The organism is Ralstonia sp. VS2407, from assembly GCF_052950655.1.
In genome coordinates, this window is record NZ_JBRFVG010000008.1 from 74,575 (window position 1) to 94,227 (window position 19,653).

Genomic DNA, 19,653 nt, shown 5'->3' on the forward strand with positions numbered 1-19,653 from the left:
GCGGCTACCATGTCGCCTCATCGGCTGGCGGTGCCGGCCTTGTGTGAACACCCCCATCACGCACCTGAGGCGCACGTGAACCCGCAAGACAAGTCCTCCGAGATCTCCCAGGTTTCCCGCTTTGCAGCGACACGGCCGCGGCTGCTGTCGGCGTTTGCGCTGGGCGCTGTAGCGGTCGCTGTTGTGCCAGCGCATGGGTGGCTTGCGCGTCTGCTGCTCGGCTGGGACATCGCCGTGTGGGTGTACCTCATCCTGATCACGTTGATGATGCTGGGCGCAGATCCACGCCGCATCCGCGCCGTCGCCCGCCGCGAAGACGAGCGTGCCTCGGCCGTGCTGGCAGTGGTCTGCTTGGGCGTGGTGGCCAGCATGGTGGCCATTGCGTTTGAACTCGCGACGGCCAAGTCGGCGGGGCATGCGCAGTCGTCGCACTACCTGTTCACCGGTATCACGGTGCTGGGCGCGTGGCTCATGGTGCCGATGATGTTCACGGTGCACTACGCGCATCTGTATTACCGTGCGCCACACGAGCCGCCATTGCGGTTTCCCGACGACCAGATCGAGCCCGATTACTGGGATTTCCTCTACTTCTCCTTTACGATCGCGGTCGCCAGCCAGACGGCCGATATCAGCATTCGTTCGCGTGCGATGCGGCGGGCGGTGCTGGGGCAATCGCTGCTGTCGTTCTTTTTCAACACGAGCATCCTCGCGCTCTCCATCAACATTGCCGCCGGCCTGTTTTCATGACGATGCTGCCTCCCGAGCTTCCCTCCAGCGCACCCGCTCGCTCCATCAACGCTGTCAGCTACGTGCTGGTGGCGGCGATGATTGCTGCCGTGCTGTGGCTGCACCTCTTGCCGGCCGCCATTGCCGGCTTTCTTGTCTATGCATTGGCGCGCAAGCTGGAGGCGCGCTTGCGCGAGCGCAGCAGGCTGTCCCAGCGCGCGAAGTCGATTGCCGTGATCTGCGTGTCCGTCATTGCCGCCCTTATTCTGGCTGGCCTCGGCACCGGGATCGGCCGCCTGGTCGAGCACGGGCATGGGTTGGAAGGGATGCTCACGCACATTGCCGACGTGCTCGACAACGTTCGGGAATCGTTGCCGGCAGCGGTGGTCAATTACGTTCCGCAATCGGTGACCGAGCTGCGTGTGCAGCTTGTGCAGATGATCAAGGAGCATGGCCATCAGGTGTCGACTCTCGGTATCGACGGGTTGCGTGCCAGCGCATTGATGCTGGTCGGGCTGATCCTGGGGGCGATGGTGGCGTGGTCGGATACGCTTGACCCCGAGCACCACAAGCCGCTGGCCGCAGCACTGGTGAACCGGCTGAGCCGGTTGACCGATGCGTTCGAAGCCGTGGTGTTTGCCCAGGTGAAAATCTCCGCGCTCAACACGGCGCTCGCCGCCATCTACCTGTTGGGTGCGCTGCCGCTGTTCGGCCAGCACGTGCCGTATTCCAAATCGCTGATCCTGCTGACCTTCGTGGCGGGCCTGATTCCGGTGGCGGGCAATCTCATCTCCAACACGGCCATCGTGGTGATGAGTGTGACCGCATCGTTGGAGCTGGCGGTGGCATCGCTCATCTTTCTGGTGGTGGTGCACAAGCTGGAATACTTCGTGAACGCGCGCATCATCGGCAGCCGCATCGATGCGCGCGCGTGGGAGCTGATCCTCGCGCTGATCGTGATGGAGGCGTTGTTTGGTTTGGGTGGCGTGATTGCCGCGCCGGTGGTGTACGCCTATATGAAGCGCGAGCTGACGGACGCCGAGCTGATCGGCTGAGGCATCTGTCTCTTGGGTTGAGGTGCGGGGTGACCCGCCAGCGCCCCCGCGCTGACGGCATCGGCAGAAAAGAGCGCGCCCTACGGGACGAGGGGCGCGCAATAACTCGCTGACCGAGAGACGTCAGCGAGCCGAGGGTCGGTACGCGGGAACGAAGCGGGCGGCGGGCGCGTGGCGTTGCCGGTGACATCCACGGCTTCGGACGTGACGAAGCAGCAGACGACCCGGTCGTCGAGCAGGGCCTGATAGAAAAGGTCTCCCATCGCGCGGCATAGCGTTCCCGTTAGCAGGATCATCATGGCTCCCCTCCCATGTTGGCCGATGTGCGGCATCTCGATGCTGGTCATCGGTTCGGTTTGCGGATCGTTGTGCGTGTGAAATTGCTTACGCAGCGGGTTCCGTCAGGCTGTCGGCACTGGCGCCTTGCGCTTGCTTCTGGCGTCGTTCTGCAGTCCATGCTGGCGAGTATAGAAAGCGTCTCCTGAGCGGCCATGCTCCGAACGGAGTAGCCCCGGGCGAGAAAACGGCTAACACGTTAGCTACCTGCCAGGGCAAGCTGGGCAAGGGTTTGCGGGAAGGTGCCCCATGTTTTGGTGAAACCGGCGCCGCGCGGGCTGACGCTTCTGCCCCGACAGTAATTTGTCCGGTTTGCGTTAAGCGTTGTCGAATTTGCGGTAACACGCCTGCACCGTTTAGGCGCAAGATTGAGCGCTTCCTTGCCTCATCCTCGTGACCTCAAACCATCATGCAAACCACCGCAAACGGCACGGCCGCTGCATCGGCAGCCCCCGCCGCGCAGGCCGACAAGACCGGCTTTGGCGTGATCGGCGCCATCAGCTTCGCGCACTTCCTCAACGACATGATGCAGTCGTTGATCCTGGCGATCTATCCGCTGCTCAAGGGCAACTTCCACCTCGATTTTTCGCAGATCGGGCTGATCACGCTCACGTACCAGATCACGGCGTCGCTCCTGCAGCCGATGGTCGGGCTGTATACCGACAAGCATCCGAAGCCGTATTCGCTGTCGGTGGGCATGGGCTTTACGCTGGTGGGGCTGGTGCTGCTGTCGGTGGCGCCCAACTTTGGCACGGTGCTGCTGGCGGCGGCGCTGGTGGGCACCGGCTCGTCGATCTTCCATCCGGAATCGTCGCGCGTGGCGCGTATGGCCTCGGGTGGCCGTCATGGGCTGGCGCAATCGCTGTTCCAGGTGGGCGGCAATGTGGGCAGCGCGATGGGGCCGCTGCTCGCGGCAATCATCATCATGCCGTATGGGCAGCACAGCCTGGCATGGTTTTCGATTGCTGCGCTGATCGCTATCTTCGTGCTTTACCACGTAGGCGGCTGGTACAAGCGTGAACGTGCCGCGGGCCATGGTCGCAAGGCGGGTGGCCGGGCGCATGCCGCGGTCAAGCTGTCGGGCAAGCAGGTGGCGTTTGCGATGACGCTGCTGGTTGTGCTGCTGTTCTCCAAGTACTTCTACCTGGCGAGCCTGAACAGCTATTACACGTTTTTCCTGATCACCAAGTTCCACCTGTCGGCGCAGACGTCGCAGCTGTTCCTGTTCCTCTTCCTGTTCTCGGTGGCGGTGGGCACGATCGTGGGCGGGCCGATTGGTGACCGGGTGGGCCGCAAGGTCGTGATCTGGGTGTCGATCCTTGGCGTGGCGCCCTTTACGCTGCTGCTGCCGTACGCCAACCTGTTCTGGACCGCCGTGCTGACGGTGATCATCGGGCTGGTGCTGGCCTCGGCGTTCTCGGCCATCCTCGTGTATGCGCAGGAGCTGATTCCCGGCAAGGTCGGGATGGTGTCGGGCCTGTTCTTCGGGTTTGCGTTCGGCCTGGGTGGCATTGGCGCCGCGGTGCTCGGCAAGCTGGCCGATGCGACCGACATCTACAACGTCTACCACCTCTGTTCGTTCCTGCCGCTTATCGGCTTGTTGACGGTGTTCCTGCCGGATATCGAGCGCAAGCGCCAGCAGGCGGCGTAACGCGACCCACACCGCATACAGATGCAGCGCGGCGGACGTCCCCTCCCGGAAGGTCCGCCGCTTTGCTTTCTGCCTTTGGGCGTTACTTCTCGACGGCGTGGGTCGGGCCCGGCCACACGCCCGTCATCTCGATCTCGCGCCGGCCGGTCAGCCACTGGCCGAGCGGGCTGGGCCAGCGGAACGAATAGTTGTCGCTGTTCACGACGCCCTGGAACTTCACGTCGACCTGGATATCGGTGGCGTTGAGCGGGATGTTCGCGACCGTCTTGGAGATACCGCCGCTGAGCGAGAACTCATCGCTGCGCGGGCCCTGCGGCGTGTTGTAGCGCAGCTTGATATGCGTGACGTAGGTGCAGCCCGGCTTGTTGTTGAAGTAGATCTCGAAGCCGCCCAGGCGCGTGATCCAGTTCGGGATCAGCAGGTTGCCGTCGAACGACGCAAGCGTGTAGGCGACCGGAATGGGCGCCGGCGCCTGCTTGCCCGGCTCGAAAGGCCACAGGTGCTGGTCGACGCTCTTGGTCTGGTTGACCGACACGAACGATCCCTTACCCGTCGCGCTACCGAGCATGTCATGCACGGCACCCGCCGAGCCCGTGATCGAGAACGACGAGTTGTTGTCTTGCGACCCCACGTTCAGCCCGCTGTTGGCCAGGATCACGCTGGTTACCACACCGAAGCCCTGCGCAATGTTGCCGCCCGAGCCCATGCTCACGGACTGCGCCTGCTCGGCCAGCCACTTGATCGTGTCGGGCCGCGTGAGCTGCGTGAGGTCGTTGATGTACGACTCCGAGGCAATGCCGAACTCCGAGGCAATCGACCCGACGGACGAGAACTCCCATTTCACTTCGACGCCCGCGTTGATCTTTGTGCCGCTCTCAGGATCGGTGGCCGAGCCATCGAGTTTGACGTTGGTCTCGGTGCGGTGGACGTTGTTGGTCGACAGCTTCCATTGATTCGGTACGGTGCGCGTGTTGATGGCCACGCCCGGGGTTTCCGGCTTGACGGGCGTGAAGTCGCCGGTGTCGGGCGACACAAAACCCACGGCGCCGGGTTTGATGGTGGGCGCGAGCGTCCAGTTGCCCCAGTAAGCTGCGCGGCCGTTGCGGATGAGGTCGGTGAAGGCGCGATTCCATTGCATGGTTGCACTCCAGGTGTGAGGTTGTGCTGCGAGTCAGGTTTGCGCGGTGGCCTTCATCGCCGCGTGGCGACGGGCAGGGCGCGAGGGCACTGTCTCAAACGGGCTGGCGCCTGTTAATGCAGCAGAAGACCTGGGACGGACGGCATGGGTGCAGGCATGGGCGGGCCGCCGTGCATGACATCACGCAAGCCGCGCGAGCCCCAGTGCCAATCCCAACCCGATCAGGATCACGCCAATCACACGGTCCACGATGCGCTGCCGTGCCAGCAGCGAACGTCGCAACGCACCTGACGCAAACACCATTGCCACCAATGCAAACCACGCCGCATGCGCTGCTGACATGAACACGCCGTAGCCGAACTGCGCGACCAGCGGTGTGCCCGCGTGAACGACCTGCGTGTACGTGCTGACCACGAACAGCGTTGTTTTTGGGTTGAGCGCATTGGTAAGAAAGCCCATGCGCAGTGCGGCGAGGGTCGATAGCGTCGGCGTGCCGACGCCGTGGGCGCTTGCCTCACCGCTGGGCAACGCCTTGGCCGACAGCGTCCTCCAGCCAATCCACACCAGGTACGCCGCGCCCACCAGCTTGATGCCCTGCAGAAGCGCTGGCGCATGCGCAATGAGCAGCCCCACGCCGAACATCGTGTAGAACACGTGCACCTGCACGCCCAGCGCAATGCCCAGTGCGCATAGCACGCCTGCGCGCCGTCCATGCAGCAGGCTGTTGCGCGTGACCATGGCAAAGTCCGCGCCCGGACTGATGACGGCCAGGATGGTGATGACGGCAACAGCAAGGAGTTCGGTCATGTCGGGCGCAATCGCAAAGTGAGGATGCGCCGATTCTGGAGGGCTCCGCCATCGCTGAAAATCGATTTATGATGCCGTTTTTCAGTGAGAAAAACTGACAGATGGCGCTGCCTCCGCTGAATACCCTGCGTGTATTTGAAGCCGCCGCCAGACATGGCAGCTTCGTGCGCGCGGCGCAGGAATTGCACGTGACACATGGGGCTGTCAGCCGCCAGATACGGCAGTTGGAAGCATCTTTGGGGGTGGAGCTGTTCGAGCGGCGCAACCGGGCAGTCTTTTTGACGCCGTCGGGCGAACAGTTGCGGCTGGCTGCTACCGATGCGTTCTCTATTCTCACGGATAGCATCGACCGGATTGCCCGTCGGGCCACGTCTTCAGCGCTGGTCGTGTCGTGCGAGCCGACGCTTGCGATGCGTTGGCTGATCCCGCGGCTGTCGCGTTTTCAGGCGCGGCATCCGGCAATCCAGGTGCATCTGTTTGCCGCAGGCGGCCCAATCGATTTCGTTCGCACCGGAGTGGACGTGGCAGTGCGCCGCGATGACTTTGCATGGCCCGCACACGTGCATGCGGCGGCCATTTGCGATGAGTGGATCGGTCCGGTGCACGCTCGCCAAGCGGATCCCGCCGCGCGCCGACGGCTGCTACACACGGCCACGCGCCCCGATGCTTGGCAGGCGTGGTGGAGGGCCAGCAGCACGGCGCGACCGCGCGGCCGATTGCCCGAGGCGCGCTACGAACATTTCTATCTGAGCTTGCAGGCGGCCCTGGCGGGGCAGGGCACCGCCATCGCATCAAAGCTGATGGCCATTGATGATCTGAAAGATGGGCGGCTGATTGCGCCCGAAGGGTTCCGGCGTGATGGCTCGCGCTATTACCTGCTGGCCGATGCGCCTATTGCGGCCGATAGCGCGGCCGGCGCGTGGCTGGCCTGGTTGCGCGAAGAAACGGCTGCCACGCTTGCTGATTAACGCACGCCAGCCTTACGCCGCCGCGTGCCCGCCGCCCAGGATGCTCCGAATGGTAGCCAGATAGGCCTCGCCAACGGCCCGGTTGAGCGGTCGCGCACGCGGTGTCGCCCGCTTGCGCGGCGGCGGCGTCAGGCCCAGGGTACGGCAGACTTCCGACGCATACGGCCGCCCGCGAACATCCATGCGCAACACGACTTCGTTCAGTGCCTGTTCACCCAGGCGCTCGCGCAGCCAGAGCACCGTCTGGCGGTCGTACTCGTTTTCGATGCGGATCAGGTCGTCCATGGTGAATGCTGTATAAATTTACAGTTACTGTAAATATATACAGGTACACACAGATTTCAAGGACGATGTTGCGGCCGCGCCGCACTAGCGTGACAGGCGGCTCAGCCGATGCGGTAAGCGCCCCATTGTCAGACCGTCATGCCGCCATCGACGACGATGCACTCGCCGTTGGTGTAGCTCGCTGCATCTGACACGAGGTAAAGCACCGTGCCGGCCATCTCGCGCGGCTCGGCGTGGCGGCGCAGCGGGATCTCGCTGATCCAGCGGTCGTACGTAGCCTTGTCTTCGAACAGGGCGCCCGCGAACTTGGTCTTGGTCAGCCCCGGCAGCAGCGCGTTCACGCGAATGCCGAAGGGCCCGCATTCCTTGGCGAACGCGCGCGTCATGTGGGCCACGGCGGCCTTGGTGATGGAGTAGATGCCCTGCTTGTCGCCCGGGTGCAGCGCGTTGACCGACGCCGTATTGACGATCGCGCCGCCGCCCTGCGCCTTCATCATCTTGCCGGCTTCGACCGACATGAAGAAGTAGCCGCGGATGTTCACCTCCACGGTCTTCTCGTAGGCCGCCAGATCCGTGTCGAGGATGTGGCCGAAGTGCGGGTTTGCCGCCGCGTTGTTGATGAGAATGTCTAGCCGGCCGTGCGTGCGGCGGATGGTGTCGAACGCCGCCGCAATGTCTTCCATGCGGCCAACGTGGCAGGCGAGGGCTTCAGCTTTGCCGCCGGCTTCGCGGATGCGTTCGGCCACGACCTCGCAGTCGCCCAGCTTGCGGCTCGACACGATCACGTGCGCGCCTTGTTCTGCCAGCAGCTTGGCAATCTCTTCGCCAATGCCGCGGCTGGCGCCGGTGACCAGGGCGATCTTTTCGGTCAGGTCGAACAGGTTCGTGCTCATGGTGTGCTCCTCCAATGGTTTTGTGTTTTGGTCGGCCGCCAGGGCGATCAACCGTATGTCTGGAAAGCGCGTCGCGCCGGATCGTCCAGATGCGGGATGCCGTTGAAGGTGGCGAGCTGAAACGATTCGGCGTTGAAGAAATATTGCGAGACGCTGCTGTTGCGGATCTGCAGGTTCAGCGCAATGGCGCTGGTGGGCGGTGCGGCTAGCACCTGCTGTGCGGTCACGGCGATGGGGCCGCCAGAACTGATCGCCAGCACACGCTGCCCGCCGCCGGCCTGGATCGCAGCGCGTGCCTCGGCCACGCGCTGCTGGAAGGCGGCCCACGTCTCGGGCAGCGGTCCGCGGATCTTGTCGTCCGACCACAGGTGCAGCACCTGCTTGAGCGCCCGGTAGTGATCGCGCATCGAGCCCGAAGCCAGTTGCGTCAGCTCTGGAAAATCTTCGCCGAGCGCGGCAAACAGCCCCTGGAAGTCGTATTCGTTCAGCCCGGCATGCTGCTCAACCGCCATGCCCGAAGTGCCCATGCCGCGCAGGATGCCGTCGACGGTCTGCTCATGTCGGCGCAAGGTGCCACAGATGACGCGATCAAAAACGATGTCATGTCGCGCGAAATATTCACCAAGCCAGAGGCTCTGCTGCTCGCCGCGTTCGGAGAGCCGGTCGTAATCTGCCGCGCCAAACGAGGCTTGTCCGTGCCGTACGAGATAAAGCTCCGCCATCGTCTGCTCGCCAAATCAAAGAGGATCAGATTAGCGGCGCACGCATTATTTGTGAAATTTATTCTTTGAATGACCGGTAATGCATGCGATGAATAGTCCGGGCCGCATGCCCCAGGTCATTCCTTCGCTGCTGATGCCAAGCCCGAGCCCCCAAGCTGTTGTCCGGGGGGGGCACCAACGTCCGCGTTGCTTTGCTGCCTGTGCGGGCGCTACGAAGGCAACGGCGAAAGCATGCCAAGCCACGCCACAAGCGCCAGGATCAGCGTGGCAAGACAGGTTTCCGCCAGCAGGCTGGTGCGCAGCGTCTTGATAGCGCCCGTGTAGTCGCCCGTGCGGATGGCGGCTGCAAGCCGGGGGCTCAGTCGATAGCGATTGCCTGCAGCCAGCGCGAGCATCAACGCAAACAGCGTGAGCTTGCCAAGCAGCAACCATCCATACGGCATGGTGAAGAGTGGATCGAACGTTGGGCCGGCGACAAACACGTAGTTGACGACGCCCGTGGCGACCAACATCCCAACGATGCACGAACCGATGGTCGCGAAGCCGCTTGCGGCACGGCCGAGTGTTTGCACCGAATCTGACGTGCTGGCCTTCGCGGCCGACGACAGCAACACGAAAGCGACCAGCGCACCCACCCACATGCCAGCCGCCAGCAGATGTGCGATGTCGGCAGCGAGATGGAACATGCCGCGCGCGCCGTCGTCCATGGCGCCGTGCCCGGCCCAGGCAAGCGTGGCGAGTGCGATGGCGCCCGAAGCAGCAAACCCCGCTCGTTGGCGGCGGGTATTTCCGCGCCATGCGATTCCCACGACCAGACCGGCGGCAAGCACCACCACGCGCACCAGCCATGCCGCGCCGACTGCCGTGCCGGTCAGGATCATGTCGAAGACATGGCGGGTCAGCTCGCTGTAGCGCGTGGCTCCGGTCATCGCTTCGGCCATGGCCACCACATCCCAGATCGACAGCACGATGCCGGCCAACACCGATGCTTCGGTCACCCTGCCGTACAACCGCGAGATGGCCGACGGCCGATCGGTTGGGTGCAGCGCGTAAAGGCTGAAGAGCGATACGCCAAAGAGCACCATCAAATCCAGATACAGCGCAAAGCGCAGGGTGACGGCCAGCCAGTCCTCCGGCATCGCGTTACTTCACCTGGAACGTGAGGTTGCCGGCCACGCGGTGGGTGTCTGCGGCCACGACATGCCAGTCGACGCGGTAGGCCCCTGGCGCCAGGGGCTGCGTGGGGGATACGGTCAGCGTGCGCCCGTCGCTGCCGGTGGCAACCTTGGTGGCCACAGTTGTGGGGCCGGATGCTGCCGTCATGACCAGTGTTGCGTCGCAGAACTGCGCGACCAGTTTTTCCGAGAAATGGAGCGCAATCTGGGCCGGCGCAGGTCCCGTCGATTTGTCGGCAGGATTGGCCGAGAGCAGCTTCGGATGGGCCAGCGCCAGCGTGGTGACGAGGGCGGCACCCACGGCCACGCACGCTTGGGCAAGTCGGGAAGTTCTGGGCATAGACATGCGGGTTTCCTGCGAAGTTGTGAGATGGCGGTTAGCGTAACGCATTGTTTTCCGCTGGGGTTGCCCGCCTGCCCATGTGCGCGTGGGAGCGCAAGGTCAAAGTAGATGTAAACGACCACATCCTGCGCCCCGCATTGCCAGGCCGATGTGCTATCGTCGCCGCCACGAAAAATTCACACATTCCGGGTATGCACGACGTCGTTATCAGCGGCACGGGCCTGTGGGTCGCGCCCGAGGTCATCACCAACGAGGAGCTGGTCGCCTCCTACAACGCATACGCACAGCTCTACAACGCGCAGCACGCCGCAGCGATTGCTGCGGGCGAGCTGGCGCCGCTGGCGGAATCGTCGGCGGAGTTCATCGAGAAGGCGTCGGGTATTCGGCAGCGCTACGTGATCGACAAGGCCGGCGTGCTGGACCCGACGCGCATGCGCCCGCATCTGACGCCGCGCCCGGACGATGCGCTGTCGCTGCAAGCCGAGATTGGCGTGGCGGCTGCGCGCGATGCATTGGCTGCTGCCGGCCGCGATGCCGCAGACGTCGACATGCTGCTGTGCGCGACGTCCAACTTCCAGCGGCCATATCCGGCACTGGGCGTGGAGATTCAGAACGGCATTGGCGCGGGCGGTTATGCGTTCGACATGAACGTCGCGTGCTCGTCGGCCACCTTCGGGCTGGAGCAGGCCATCAATGCCGTGCGCAGCGGCACGGCGCGCGCCGCGTTGGTGGTGAGCCCGGAAATCACCTCTGGCCACCTCGATTGGAAAGACCGCGATTGCCACTTCATCTTCGGTGACGTGTGCACGGCCGTGCTGGTCGAGCGCGCCGAAGACACGCGCTCCACCGACGCCTGGCGCGTGCTCGGCACCAAATGCGCGACGAGCTTTTCCAACAATATCCGCAACAACGCCGGCTACCTCTCGCGCAGCGAAGACCGCAACCCGGACGACCGCGATCAGCTTTTCCGCCAGGAAGGCCGCAAGGTCTTCAAGGAAGTCTGCCCGATGGCCGCCGAACACATTGCCGGCCATCTGCAGCAACTGGGCCACGCCCCGGCCGACGTGCGCCGCTTCTGGTTGCATCAGGCCAACCTGGCGATGAACCAGCTGATCGGCAAGCGCCTGCTTGGGCACGATGCATCGGCCGACGAGGCGCCAGTCATTCTGGATGAGTTCGCCAACACCGCATCAGCAGGTTCCATCATTGCGTTCCACCGTCATCGTGCCGACCTGAAGTCGGGCGACCTGGGCATGATCTGCTCGTTTGGCGCGGGCTATTCGATCGGCAGCGTGGCAGTGCAGAAGCTGTAATCACCCGCATCGAATCGCCGGTGAAGCTCAGCTTTGAGCAGGCAGCGTCGCCCCGAAAAAGTCCAGCGCCCGGCGCACGGCCTGGGCATGCACCGCATCGCGATCCACGCTGGGGTTGTCCTTGCACAGCAGCGGCACGTGGGGTGCGGCGCCGGGCAGGCACGTATCCATGAACGTGTAGTGCGACGCGCCCGGCACCAGCAGCAGATCGGCCTTGGGCAGCATCTTGGCGACGCGTCGCACGTTGGTGTCAACGGGCACGGTGACATCCGCGGTGGTAATCGTGTTCAGTGCGGGGCTTCATGCGGCAAAGCATAGTCGCCCCGCAGGCGCTGTGCGGTGCAGCGATTGCGCAAAATGCGCGTGGGGAGAAGGGCGTTCCGCTACCGTCCGCCCGTGGCCCGCAAGGTGGAGGCGAAGGTCCGCAGCGCCTTCTTTGCCGTCGGATCGGCGAGCCGCGAATGCAGCACCACGCTGCGCGACGGAAGCGGCGGCAGACCAAGCGCATCGCCCACATCGATGGTGCCGGTGGGTGCGACGCGTCGGCTGAGTGCCGCCACTGCAAGGCCGGCCGCCACCGCCGCGCCGATGGTGGCGACGCCGCCGCCGATAAACACCTCTTGCCAGGCGATGCCCGCGGCGTCCAATGCCGTCGTTGCCATCTGCCGTATGCGGCATGTTTCGGTCTGATTTGCCAGGCGGACCGGTTCGCCCGCGCGGTGCTCGAAATCCGGTGCGGCCATCCAGCCGAACGGCTCTTCCATGAGGACTTCGCCGTCGGTGCGCCGGTTGTCGTGGCGCAGCACGATGGCGGCATCCAGCACGCCGGCTTCGAACATCTCCAGGATTTCCCAGGAACTGGCGATGCGGATCTCCAGTGTGAGCGTCGGTTCGGCCCGGCCCATCTGTCGCAACAGGCGCGGCAGTTCCGCGCCGACGATGTGGTGGCTCATCCCGACCGACAAGCGTCGCCGTTCCACCCCAAACGAGCCCAGCGCGCCTTCGTGCGCAGCCACCAGGTCGCGCGCTGCCGCGAGAAACGCCGCGCCATCCTGCGACAGCCGCACCAGGCGCGGCGTGCGCTCCAGAAGCCGGCGGCCCAGCGCATCTTCCAGCCGTTTGATCTTCAGGCTCACGGCGGATTGCGTGGAATCCATGGCCTGCGCCGCGCGCGTGAAGCTCTTCAGATCGGCGGTCAGCACGAAGGCCTGGACGGCCTCCAGATCGAGCATCTTCATGGTTCAATCATTTTGAAATCGAATGATTGAAATAGCTTAGGATGCCTTTTTTCAATGATCAACGTGGGGCATTCTGTGGTCACTGCAAACCAAGGAGTGGACCATGCCTCTCGTCCAAGTGTCGCTGCGGCGCGGCAAGCCTGCCGCTTATCACCAGGCCCTCTTCGACGGCGTCTATCGCGCCATGCGCGAGACGTTCAACGTGCCGGAAGACGACCGCTTCATGACGCTGACCGAGCACGACGCCAGCACCTTCAGCGTCAGCCCGACGTACTTCGGCATCGCGCGCAGCGACGACGTGGTGATCATCCAGATCACCGCGAACAACACGCGCAACCTGCAGCAGAAGCAGGCGCTCTATCGCCGCATCGTCGAGTTGCTGAGCGACAAGCCCGGCGTGCGGCCCGAAGACGTATTCATCAATCTGGTGGAGGTGCTGCCCGAGAACTGGTCGTTCGGTAACGGTCTCGCGCAGTACGCGAAATGACGCCGCGCCAGGCGCTGCTGGCGCACCTGGGCGGTGTGTTGTGGGCGGCAGTGTTGATTGTCGGCGCGGCGGTCACGTTGGCGGCGCTCGCGCGCGACGTATTGCACAGGCTCAGTCCTTGAGCGAGTTGCCCAGCATGTCGAGCAGGAACTGCGTGCCGCGCTCGCGCGATCCGGAATCGTCGTAGCCATCCAGGAAGGCGCCTTGCTCGGTCATCACGAGGTGCGTGCCGCCGGAGCCGTCCTTGGGCTCGCGCAATTCCAACGTGGCGAGCGAGGCGGAGATCTTGCGGTCGTCCAGATGCATCACGTACGAATAGACGACGCGTTCGTTTGGGATGACGTCGTGATACAGCGCCTCGAAGCTGGAGACGACACCGCTGACCCACCGGCCCTTGACGACTTCGCGGCCGCCGGGCGTGGCGTCCATCTCACGCACGAGCAGCGTGTAGCCGTTGCCGCCGGCAAACCACTTGGCCTTGGCGGCCGGGTCGGTCAACGCCTTGAACACGCGCGAGCGCGGTGCATCGTACGTGCGCTCCACCGTGAAGGTGGCATGCACGACCGAGCGCTGGATGCCATCGGCCACCGGCACGCTTGCGGCTTCGCGCTCCAGCTTGTCGAGCGTCTGCTTCCAGCCTTCGGACGCGCCCTTGATCATCATCTCGGCAATCGGGGCGAGCGGCGTGTGGGTTTGCGTGACTTCCATGCGTGTGCCCCCGCACTCTTCGGCAAACGTGACGACGGTGTGGGCGTTCATCAGCGGGCGGTTGTCGCCGTCTACAACGTTCATGTCGATGACCAGGCGCGCGTTAGGCACGATCTCAAGAAAGTGGCCGCGCGACCAGTGGTCTTGCCCCTCGGGCGAGCGCATGCAGACGTCAAATTTGCCGCCCACGCGAAACTCGACCGTCGCTTCGGGCACCGTGAAGTGCGTCGGGCAGAACCATCGCTTGATGTGCTCGGCGGTGCTCCAGGCCTTGAACACCCAGTCGCGCGATACGGGAAAAGTGCGCGAGATCACGAGGGGGCGCAGGGTCGTGCCGGCGGGACTGTCAATGGTCGTCGTCATGCAAGTCTCCTTCAGTTTTCAGAGTTTCCAGATAGGCGCCGAGGCGGTCGAAGTGCTGTTCCCACTCCAGGCGTCGTTGGTTGATCCACTGCTCTGCGAGGCTCAGCGCCTCGGGTTCGATACGGCAAGTCCGCACGCGGCCCACCTTTTCCGATCGCACGAGACCGGAGTGCTCTAGCACCGCCAGGTGCTGCATCACCGCAGGCAGCGAGATATCGAGAGGTTGGGCAAGTTCGCTCACCGACGCCGGCCCACGCACGAGCTGGACCAGCATCGCGCGCCGGTTGCCGTCGGCCAGTGCCTGGAAGGCGAGATCGAGAGAAGTGTCATGGTTAAGCATGTGGTTAACTATAGCGACTCTGAATAGTTAAGCAAGTACTTTATCTTTCCGTGTTTGACACACCGATTTACTTCGCATACAAAGTAAAACACTTCGCATACGAACTAAATCGACGCCATGGACAGCACGCCGCAAACGATTCTCGCCACCGACGGCTACCCGCTGGGCGCCATGCTCTGGACGGCTGCCAGCACGCCGCAGGGCGTGGTGGTCATGCATCCGGCCACGGGCGTGCCGCAGCGCATCTATCAAGCGTTTGCCAAATTTCTGGCCGAGCGCGGCTTTCACACGATTACGTACGACTACCGCGGCATCGGCGCATCCCGGCCCAAGAGCCTGCGGCGTTTTGCGGCCCGCATGCGCGATTGGGCGCTGCTCGACGCAGCAGGCGTGATGCGATGGGCGAAGGCGCGTTATCCGGAACTGCCGCAACTGGCGGTGGGGCACTCGGTCGGCGGCCACGCCATCGGCCTGTGCTGCGCCGACTGGGATGTCGCGGGCGTGGTGCAAGTGGCCTGCCACACAGGCAATTCGCGCTTCATCCGCCAACGCGGCGAACGCTGGCGCGTGGAGCTGATCCTGCGCGGTATTGGCCCGTTGATGGCGCGGCTGATCGGCTACGTGCCCGGCAAGCGGCTCGGCTTGGGCGAAGACCTGCCGGGCGGCGTCGCCATCGAATGGGGCGCATGGGCCGGCATGCAGCGCTATTTTTTCGATGACCCCACGCTCGGCGCCATCGAGCGCTTCAACCGCGTGACGCATCCCGTGCTGGTCTACGGCTTTGACGACGACCCGTGGGCCACGCCCGCCGCCATCAACGCGTTGACGATGCACTTCACGAACACGTGGGTCGAGCGGCGGCAGATCACGCCTGCACAGGCCGGCGGCGCGGTGGGGCACATGGGCTTCTTCCGCGCGCAGTTCGCTACCACGCTGTGGCCGGGGTTGGTCGATTGGCTGCGCGAGCGTGCCGCCGCCACACGCAACGAAGCGGAGGCTGCATGACGGCACCCGACCGCCGCCTTGTGTATCTGATCAGCGTCGGGCAGCGCCGCTTGCAGCGCTGGATTCAATCGCGCACCGGCGAGGGCGTGACCGCCGCGCAATCCGGCCTGCTGTTCTTCCTGGAAAAGAACGACGGCGCGTTGATGCGCGAAGCCGGCGCCGCGTTGGACCTCGGCCCCTCCGCCATGAGCGGCCTGGTTGATCGCTCAGTCGACGCGGGCCTCATCGAGCGCCGCGCCGATGCCAAGGATGGCCGCGCCTGGCAGCTCTGGATCACGCCCGCCGGCCGCGACGCCTTGGCCGAAACACGCACCGGCCTGGCCGAACTGAACGCGCGGCTGACCGAAGGTTTTACCGACGCCGAGATCGACGTTGTCGCACGCTGGCTGGCCAGTCTGCAAACCAAGTTCCCCACCGGAGACGAGCAATGAGTGAACACATCCAGAGCCACAACGCCGACGGCGTTTTGACGCTCACCCTGGCACGCGCCGACAAGAAGAACGCCATCACCGATGCGATGTACGGCGCGCTGGCCGATGCGCTGAGCGCCGCCGAACGCGACAACACTGTGCGCGTAGTGTTGCTGCGCGCCGAAGGCGACATGTTCTCCGCCGGCAACGACATCGGCGAATTCGCATCGATTGCCATGACTGGCGGCAAAGGCGGTGGTGAACGCAACGTCATCCGCTTCCTGCATGCACTGGCGCGGGCCACGCGTCCGCTGGTGGCTGCGGTGCAAGGTCGCGCGGTCGGCATCGGCACGACCATGCTGCTGCATTGCGACTTCGTGCTGTTGGCGGACAACGCGCAGCTTTCCACGCCGTTCGTCAATCTGGCGCTGGTGCCCGAAGCGGCATCGAGCCTGCTGATGCCCGCCCGACTGGGCCACGTGCGCGCGTTCGAGATGTTCGCGCTGGGCGATGCGGTGAGCGCGGAATCGGCGCTCGCGTGGGGTTTGGCGAATCGGGTGGTGCCGCTGTACCAGCTTGGCACCGAGGCACAGGCCATTGCGGCGCGATTGGCGCGCCAGCCGCTGGGCGCCCTGACCGAAACCAAGCGCCTGATGCGCGATGCTGAACTGCTCAAGCAGCAGATGGATGCGGAGAGCGCCTGCTTTGCGCAGCGGCTGCAGTCTCCGGAGGCGCATGAAGCCTTCCGGGCGTTTGTCGATCGACGGCCGCCCAATTTCAACGCCGTGGCGCATTGAGCGCGGCGGTGTCTCCTTCGGCGGCCCTGGTCCGGCCGCCTTTTTTCATTCAGACAGCCAAGCGCCCTTGCGCGGCCGCCACGGAAATCGTCGCTTCCATGCCGGCGGTAAAACGCAGGTAATCGGCCTCCATGCCATCGGAAAAGATCACGCCGTTCTCCGGCATGCGTGAGCGCAGCTTGAGCGGTTGGTCCGCATCCACATGCCCGAACACGAGCGTGGCCTGCGATGCGCGGCTCGGAAACGGCTCGCGCACGGCGAATGTCAGTTGCGGGGTGTCCCACGGTTCAGGTTCGTAGCGAAAGCCATCTCCGCCGGCATGCATGGCGCGTGCGACGCCTATCGAGCCGGTCACGATGCTCTTCAACCACGCCGTCGAGCCCAGTCCTGTGGCGACGATGATGCCCGACGACGATTGCGCTTCACGCCGCTCACCCAGCTCGATTTCATACAGCGCAGACGCATGCGTGCGCGGTCCGATAAAGAGGTCGTTGACGGCGCGCAGCACCTGCCCGTCGGACAGGCGCGCTTCGGCCATCGTCACGGCTTTGGTGGGGCGCTTGTCGCGCGCCACGTCGGCCAGCACGGTGCCGAAATCTTTCGGCTCGAAGGGCAGCAGTACGCCGTCCCAGCGGCTGGGCTCCGGGTTCAGGCCGATCAGCGGCTGGCCGTCGAGATATTTCATCGAGTTGGCGACCAGCCCGTCTTGCCCGAGTGCCACGACGATATCGTCCGGCGCAAAGATGAAGTTGGGCAGGTAGCCGCGATCCACCACCTGATAGCGGCCCCAGGTTTCCAGCGCGCGCACGGTAATTTCGAGGCTGCGCGCGTAGGCGGCGTTCTCGGCCAGGTAGTCGGAAAAATCGGCGCCCAGGTGTTCCAGATAGAACTTCGCCTGCGCCAGCGTGTGGTGGCGCGCCACCAGCTCTTCAAGCCGGGTGCGGCGCGTCACCAGCACAACCTTGCGGCCTTCGTTGCTCATGATGCGACCCGTGCGGTGGCGTTGGGCGGGGTGGTGTTCATCAGCCCTTGCAGCAGGTCCGGCGACACGTTCAATTGGCCGATGCGTTCTGCACGTTCGGCAATGCCGCCAAAGGCCTGGGCGATGAGCTGGCCGGGTTGCATGCCGGCCGCAGCCAGCGCGTTGACGATGCGCGGGTCGGCCTTTTCCAGCGCCTGCATGACGGCGGCCACGCGGTAGGCCTCGGCTTCGGCCAGCGTGCGGCTGTTCTCGGCCTGGCCGGCCACGAAGGCCTTGCGCTGGCCTTCGAGTTCCACATCGGCGGCCATCTGTTCGTTGCGCAGGGCGTTCTCCTTGCGCATCAGCGTGGCCTTGGCTTCCATCTGCGTCTCGCGGATCTGGCGCTTCTTCTGCTCAACCGCAATGTCGGTGTCCAGCTCGTTCTGACGGATGGCGCGTTCGTTTTCCACGGCCGACATGCGGCGCAAATAGACAGCGTCATCCGCGGCCTTGAGGTTGGATTCGCGCGCTTCGGCTTCCAGTGCGCGGGCGATGTCAGGCGTCGGCTTGACCGCCATGACCGACACGCCCAGGATCTCCAGCCCCAATGCGGCAATTTCAGGCTGCGCAGCCAACTCGGCTTGCGCGGTGCGTGCGATGGCCGCCGATGCGCGCAGCGCGGCCTTCAGCTCCATGGCCTGCACGGCCTGCTGCACGATCACTTCCACCTGCTGCGCTACACGGTCACCCAAGCGGGTCGGGTCTTCGGACACGTAGCTCTGGCCATTCTTGGCCAGCGAGAAATCCATCATCGCGGCGGTGCGGCGCGGGTCGCTGATACGGTACGTCACCTGGCCTTGCACGGTCACGCTCTGGAAGTCGGCCGTCACCAGCTCAAGGATGAACGGGCGGTCCTGGCTGGCCACCGGCACGGCCACCAGTGTGGTCGTCGGGCCGTAATAGAAGAACGACAGGCCCGAGCCTTCGCGCACGACCTTGCCGGCGCGGAACTGCATGAGGTGAACGGTGGGCTGCGACTTGATGAAGCGGATGCCGAACATGATGACCTCCTTGTTTTGTAAGTTGTACAGTGCAACTTGTATGGGTTGGACAATACAACTTACTATTGGGGCCGTCAAGACATTTGTGATCTGCCATGGCCACCCGAACTTCCGCGAAGTCCTTCCCGTTGCCATTCACCACCGTGGATGTCGTCATCTTTACGGTGCTGGACGACGTGTTGCGCGTGCTGCTCGTGCAGCGTCCCAATGCGGAAGGGGAGCCTTTTCCGGGCGCGTGGGCGTTGCCGGGCGGATTTGTCGATACGGCCGTCGATGCCACGCTGGAAGATTGCGCGCGCCGCAAGCTGCTGGAGAAGACCGGCGTGGGCAGCCCGTATCTGGAGCAGTTGGGCAGCTGGGGCAGCGCCACGCGTGACCCGCGCGGCTGGTCTGCCACGCATGTCTACTTTGCGTTGATACCGGCGCAGGGTGTGGCGCTTGCCAAGGGCGCCAATGCGGCTGAGGTGGCGTGGTTTGCGGTGGACGATGTACTGCGCGCGCCAGAACTGGCCTTCGACCATGCAGAGATTTTGCGCACCGCCGTAGAGCGTTTGCGCAGCAAGGTCGAATACACATCGTTGCCGGCGTTTCTGCTGGCCGAGCCGTTCTCGCTGCCGCAGTTGCAGCGCATGTACGAGATCGTGCTCGGCCGTCCGGTCGACAAAAGCGGCTTCCGCACCCGCATGCTGGCTGCCAACTTTTTGGAAGAAGCGGGCGTGGCGGAAGGGGATTCGTACCGCCCTGCCAAGGGCTACCGGCTGATTGACCGGAGCCAGCCGGTCGTTTTTCCTCGCACCTTCAGCCCGCGCGGGGGCGATTCAAACGGTTGAGGGGCCGGGGCGGACCGCAGTTCGGGGAGATAGCGCGTTGT

24 protein-coding genes are annotated in these 19,653 nt (G+C 64.3%); 11 read left to right on the top strand and 13 right to left on the bottom strand.

Annotated features, from left to right (window positions below; genetic code table 11):
• Positions 1-75: 75 nt before the first annotated feature.
• From ACU8YE_RS14875 to ACU8YE_RS14885, 3 genes are all read left to right on the top strand, one after another.
• Positions 76-747, top strand: coding sequence for a DUF1345 domain-containing protein (locus tag ACU8YE_RS14875; RefSeq protein WP_446929107.1), 672 nt, complete (start codon positions 76-78; stop codon positions 745-747).
• The gene (locus tag ACU8YE_RS14880) at positions 744-1,781 is read left to right on the top strand and encodes an AI-2E family transporter (protein WP_260803267.1); all 1,038 of its coding nucleotides are present in this window, start codon (positions 744-746) and stop codon (positions 1,779-1,781) included. The genes ACU8YE_RS14875 and ACU8YE_RS14880 overlap by 4 nt, the downstream gene beginning before the upstream one ends.
• A gap of 745 nt (positions 1,782-2,526) precedes the next feature.
• A complete protein-coding gene (locus ACU8YE_RS14885) occupies positions 2,527-3,768 on the top strand; it encodes an MFS transporter (protein ID WP_232039066.1) in 1,242 nt (413 codons plus the stop codon).
• Between the two features lie 82 nt (positions 3,769-3,850).
• On the opposite strand, the gene ACU8YE_RS14890 is transcribed toward ACU8YE_RS14885, so the two are convergent.
• The gene (locus tag ACU8YE_RS14890; RefSeq protein ID WP_446929027.1) at positions 3,851-4,906 is read right to left on the bottom strand and encodes a hypothetical protein; all 1,056 of its coding nucleotides are present in this window, start codon (positions 4,904-4,906) and stop codon (positions 3,851-3,853) included.
• A gap of 180 nt (positions 4,907-5,086) precedes the next feature.
• Positions 5,087-5,713 carry a LysE family transporter gene (locus tag ACU8YE_RS14895; protein WP_446929028.1) on the bottom strand — a complete coding sequence of 209 codons (627 nt, stop codon included), beginning with the start codon at positions 5,711-5,713 and terminating at the stop codon, positions 5,087-5,089.
• 101 nt (positions 5,714-5,814) lie between these two features.
• Here ACU8YE_RS14895 and ACU8YE_RS14900 point away from each other — a divergent pair, with 101 nt between their 5' ends.
• Positions 5,815-6,681, top strand: a complete 867-nt coding sequence (locus ACU8YE_RS14900) for a LysR family transcriptional regulator (protein ID WP_446929029.1) — start codon at positions 5,815-5,817, stop codon at positions 6,679-6,681.
• Positions 6,682-6,693: 12 nt separating this feature from the next.
• Here the strand turns inward: ACU8YE_RS14900 and ACU8YE_RS14905 are convergent, their stop codons facing one another.
• The 5 genes from ACU8YE_RS14905 to copC all read right to left on the bottom strand — a co-directional run bounded on the left by ACU8YE_RS14905 (position 6,694) and on the right by copC (position 10,102).
• Positions 6,694-6,966 (bottom strand): hypothetical protein, encoded by a 273-nt coding sequence (locus ACU8YE_RS14905; protein ID WP_446929030.1) that lies wholly within the window; start codon positions 6,964-6,966, stop codon positions 6,694-6,696.
• Positions 6,967-7,094: 128 nt separating this feature from the next.
• The gene (locus tag ACU8YE_RS14910; RefSeq protein ID WP_446929031.1) at positions 7,095-7,859 is read right to left on the bottom strand and encodes an SDR family oxidoreductase; all 765 of its coding nucleotides are present in this window, start codon (positions 7,857-7,859) and stop codon (positions 7,095-7,097) included.
• A 47-nt stretch (positions 7,860-7,906) separates the two neighbouring features.
• Positions 7,907-8,581, bottom strand: a complete 675-nt coding sequence (locus ACU8YE_RS14915) for a histidine phosphatase family protein (RefSeq protein WP_446929032.1) — start codon at positions 8,579-8,581, stop codon at positions 7,907-7,909.
• A 209-nt stretch (positions 8,582-8,790) separates the two neighbouring features.
• Positions 8,791-9,720 (bottom strand): copper homeostasis membrane protein CopD, encoded by a 930-nt coding sequence (gene copD, locus ACU8YE_RS14920; RefSeq protein ID WP_446929033.1) that lies wholly within the window; start codon positions 9,718-9,720, stop codon positions 8,791-8,793.
• Between the two features lie 4 nt (positions 9,721-9,724).
• A complete protein-coding gene (copC, locus tag ACU8YE_RS14925) occupies positions 9,725-10,102 on the bottom strand; it encodes a copper homeostasis periplasmic binding protein CopC (RefSeq protein ID WP_446929034.1) in 378 nt (125 codons plus the stop codon).
• A 188-nt stretch (positions 10,103-10,290) separates the two neighbouring features.
• Here copC and ACU8YE_RS14930 point away from each other — a divergent pair, with 188 nt between their 5' ends.
• Positions 10,291-11,412 carry a beta-ketoacyl-ACP synthase III gene (locus ACU8YE_RS14930; protein WP_446929035.1) on the top strand — a complete coding sequence of 374 codons (1,122 nt, stop codon included), beginning with the start codon at positions 10,291-10,293 and terminating at the stop codon, positions 11,410-11,412.
• Between the two features lie 27 nt (positions 11,413-11,439).
• Here the strand turns inward: ACU8YE_RS14930 and ACU8YE_RS14935 are convergent, their stop codons facing one another.
• Positions 11,440-11,673, bottom strand: coding sequence for a hypothetical protein (locus ACU8YE_RS14935; RefSeq protein ID WP_446929036.1), 234 nt, complete (start codon positions 11,671-11,673; stop codon positions 11,440-11,442).
• A gap of 122 nt (positions 11,674-11,795) precedes the next feature.
• The gene (locus ACU8YE_RS14940) at positions 11,796-12,650 is read right to left on the bottom strand and encodes a LysR family transcriptional regulator (protein WP_446929037.1); all 855 of its coding nucleotides are present in this window, start codon (positions 12,648-12,650) and stop codon (positions 11,796-11,798) included.
• 103 nt (positions 12,651-12,753) lie between these two features.
• Here ACU8YE_RS14940 and ACU8YE_RS14945 point away from each other — a divergent pair, with 103 nt between their 5' ends.
• Entirely contained in the window at positions 12,754-13,137 is a 384-nt protein-coding gene (locus ACU8YE_RS14945) for a tautomerase family protein (RefSeq protein WP_440077908.1), read from the top strand.
• Positions 13,134-13,259, top strand: coding sequence for a hypothetical protein (locus tag ACU8YE_RS14950; RefSeq protein ID WP_269076832.1), 126 nt, complete (start codon positions 13,134-13,136; stop codon positions 13,257-13,259). Before ACU8YE_RS14945 ends, ACU8YE_RS14950 begins: the two co-directional genes overlap by 4 nt.
• On the opposite strand, the gene ACU8YE_RS14955 is transcribed toward ACU8YE_RS14950, so the two are convergent.
• Together ACU8YE_RS14955 and ACU8YE_RS14960 are read right to left on the bottom strand one after the other, a co-directional pair.
• Complete coding sequence (locus ACU8YE_RS14955; protein ID WP_232039079.1) at positions 13,249-14,208, bottom strand: SRPBCC family protein; 960 nt, start codon at positions 14,206-14,208, stop codon at positions 13,249-13,251. The genes ACU8YE_RS14950 and ACU8YE_RS14955 overlap by 11 nt on opposite strands.
• Positions 14,192-14,548, bottom strand: a complete 357-nt coding sequence (locus ACU8YE_RS14960; protein WP_232039080.1) for an ArsR/SmtB family transcription factor — start codon at positions 14,546-14,548, stop codon at positions 14,192-14,194. Before ACU8YE_RS14960 ends, ACU8YE_RS14955 begins: the two co-directional genes overlap by 17 nt.
• Before the next feature lie 117 nt (positions 14,549-14,665).
• Here ACU8YE_RS14960 and ACU8YE_RS14965 point away from each other — a divergent pair, with 117 nt between their 5' ends.
• From ACU8YE_RS14965 to ACU8YE_RS14975, 3 genes are read left to right on the top strand one after another with little or no spacing between them, the layout of a single operon-like run.
• Positions 14,666-15,553 (top strand): alpha/beta hydrolase family protein, encoded by an 888-nt coding sequence (locus ACU8YE_RS14965; RefSeq protein ID WP_446929038.1) that lies wholly within the window; start codon positions 14,666-14,668, stop codon positions 15,551-15,553.
• Positions 15,550-15,984 carry a MarR family winged helix-turn-helix transcriptional regulator gene (locus tag ACU8YE_RS14970; protein WP_232039082.1) on the top strand — a complete coding sequence of 145 codons (435 nt, stop codon included), beginning with the start codon at positions 15,550-15,552 and terminating at the stop codon, positions 15,982-15,984. The genes ACU8YE_RS14965 and ACU8YE_RS14970 overlap by 4 nt, the downstream gene beginning before the upstream one ends.
• On the top strand, positions 15,981-16,760 hold the full coding sequence (locus ACU8YE_RS14975) for an enoyl-CoA hydratase (protein WP_322018569.1): 780 nt from the start codon (positions 15,981-15,983) through the stop codon (positions 16,758-16,760). Before ACU8YE_RS14970 ends, ACU8YE_RS14975 begins: the two co-directional genes overlap by 4 nt.
• 49 nt (positions 16,761-16,809) lie before the next feature.
• On the opposite strand, the gene ACU8YE_RS14980 is transcribed toward ACU8YE_RS14975, so the two are convergent.
• Both ACU8YE_RS14980 and ACU8YE_RS14985 read right to left on the bottom strand, forming a co-directional pair.
• Positions 16,810-17,742 (bottom strand): sugar kinase, encoded by a 933-nt coding sequence (locus tag ACU8YE_RS14980; RefSeq protein WP_446929039.1) that lies wholly within the window; start codon positions 17,740-17,742, stop codon positions 16,810-16,812.
• Entirely contained in the window at positions 17,739-18,782 is a 1,044-nt protein-coding gene (locus tag ACU8YE_RS14985; protein ID WP_260773646.1) for an SPFH domain-containing protein, read from the bottom strand. The genes ACU8YE_RS14980 and ACU8YE_RS14985 overlap by 4 nt, the downstream gene beginning before the upstream one ends.
• A gap of 95 nt (positions 18,783-18,877) precedes the next feature.
• Between ACU8YE_RS14985 and ACU8YE_RS14990 the strand changes: the two genes are divergently transcribed.
• Positions 18,878-19,612, top strand: a complete 735-nt coding sequence (locus tag ACU8YE_RS14990; RefSeq protein ID WP_446929040.1) for an NUDIX hydrolase — start codon at positions 18,878-18,880, stop codon at positions 19,610-19,612.
• Positions 19,613-19,653 lie beyond the last annotated feature (41 nt).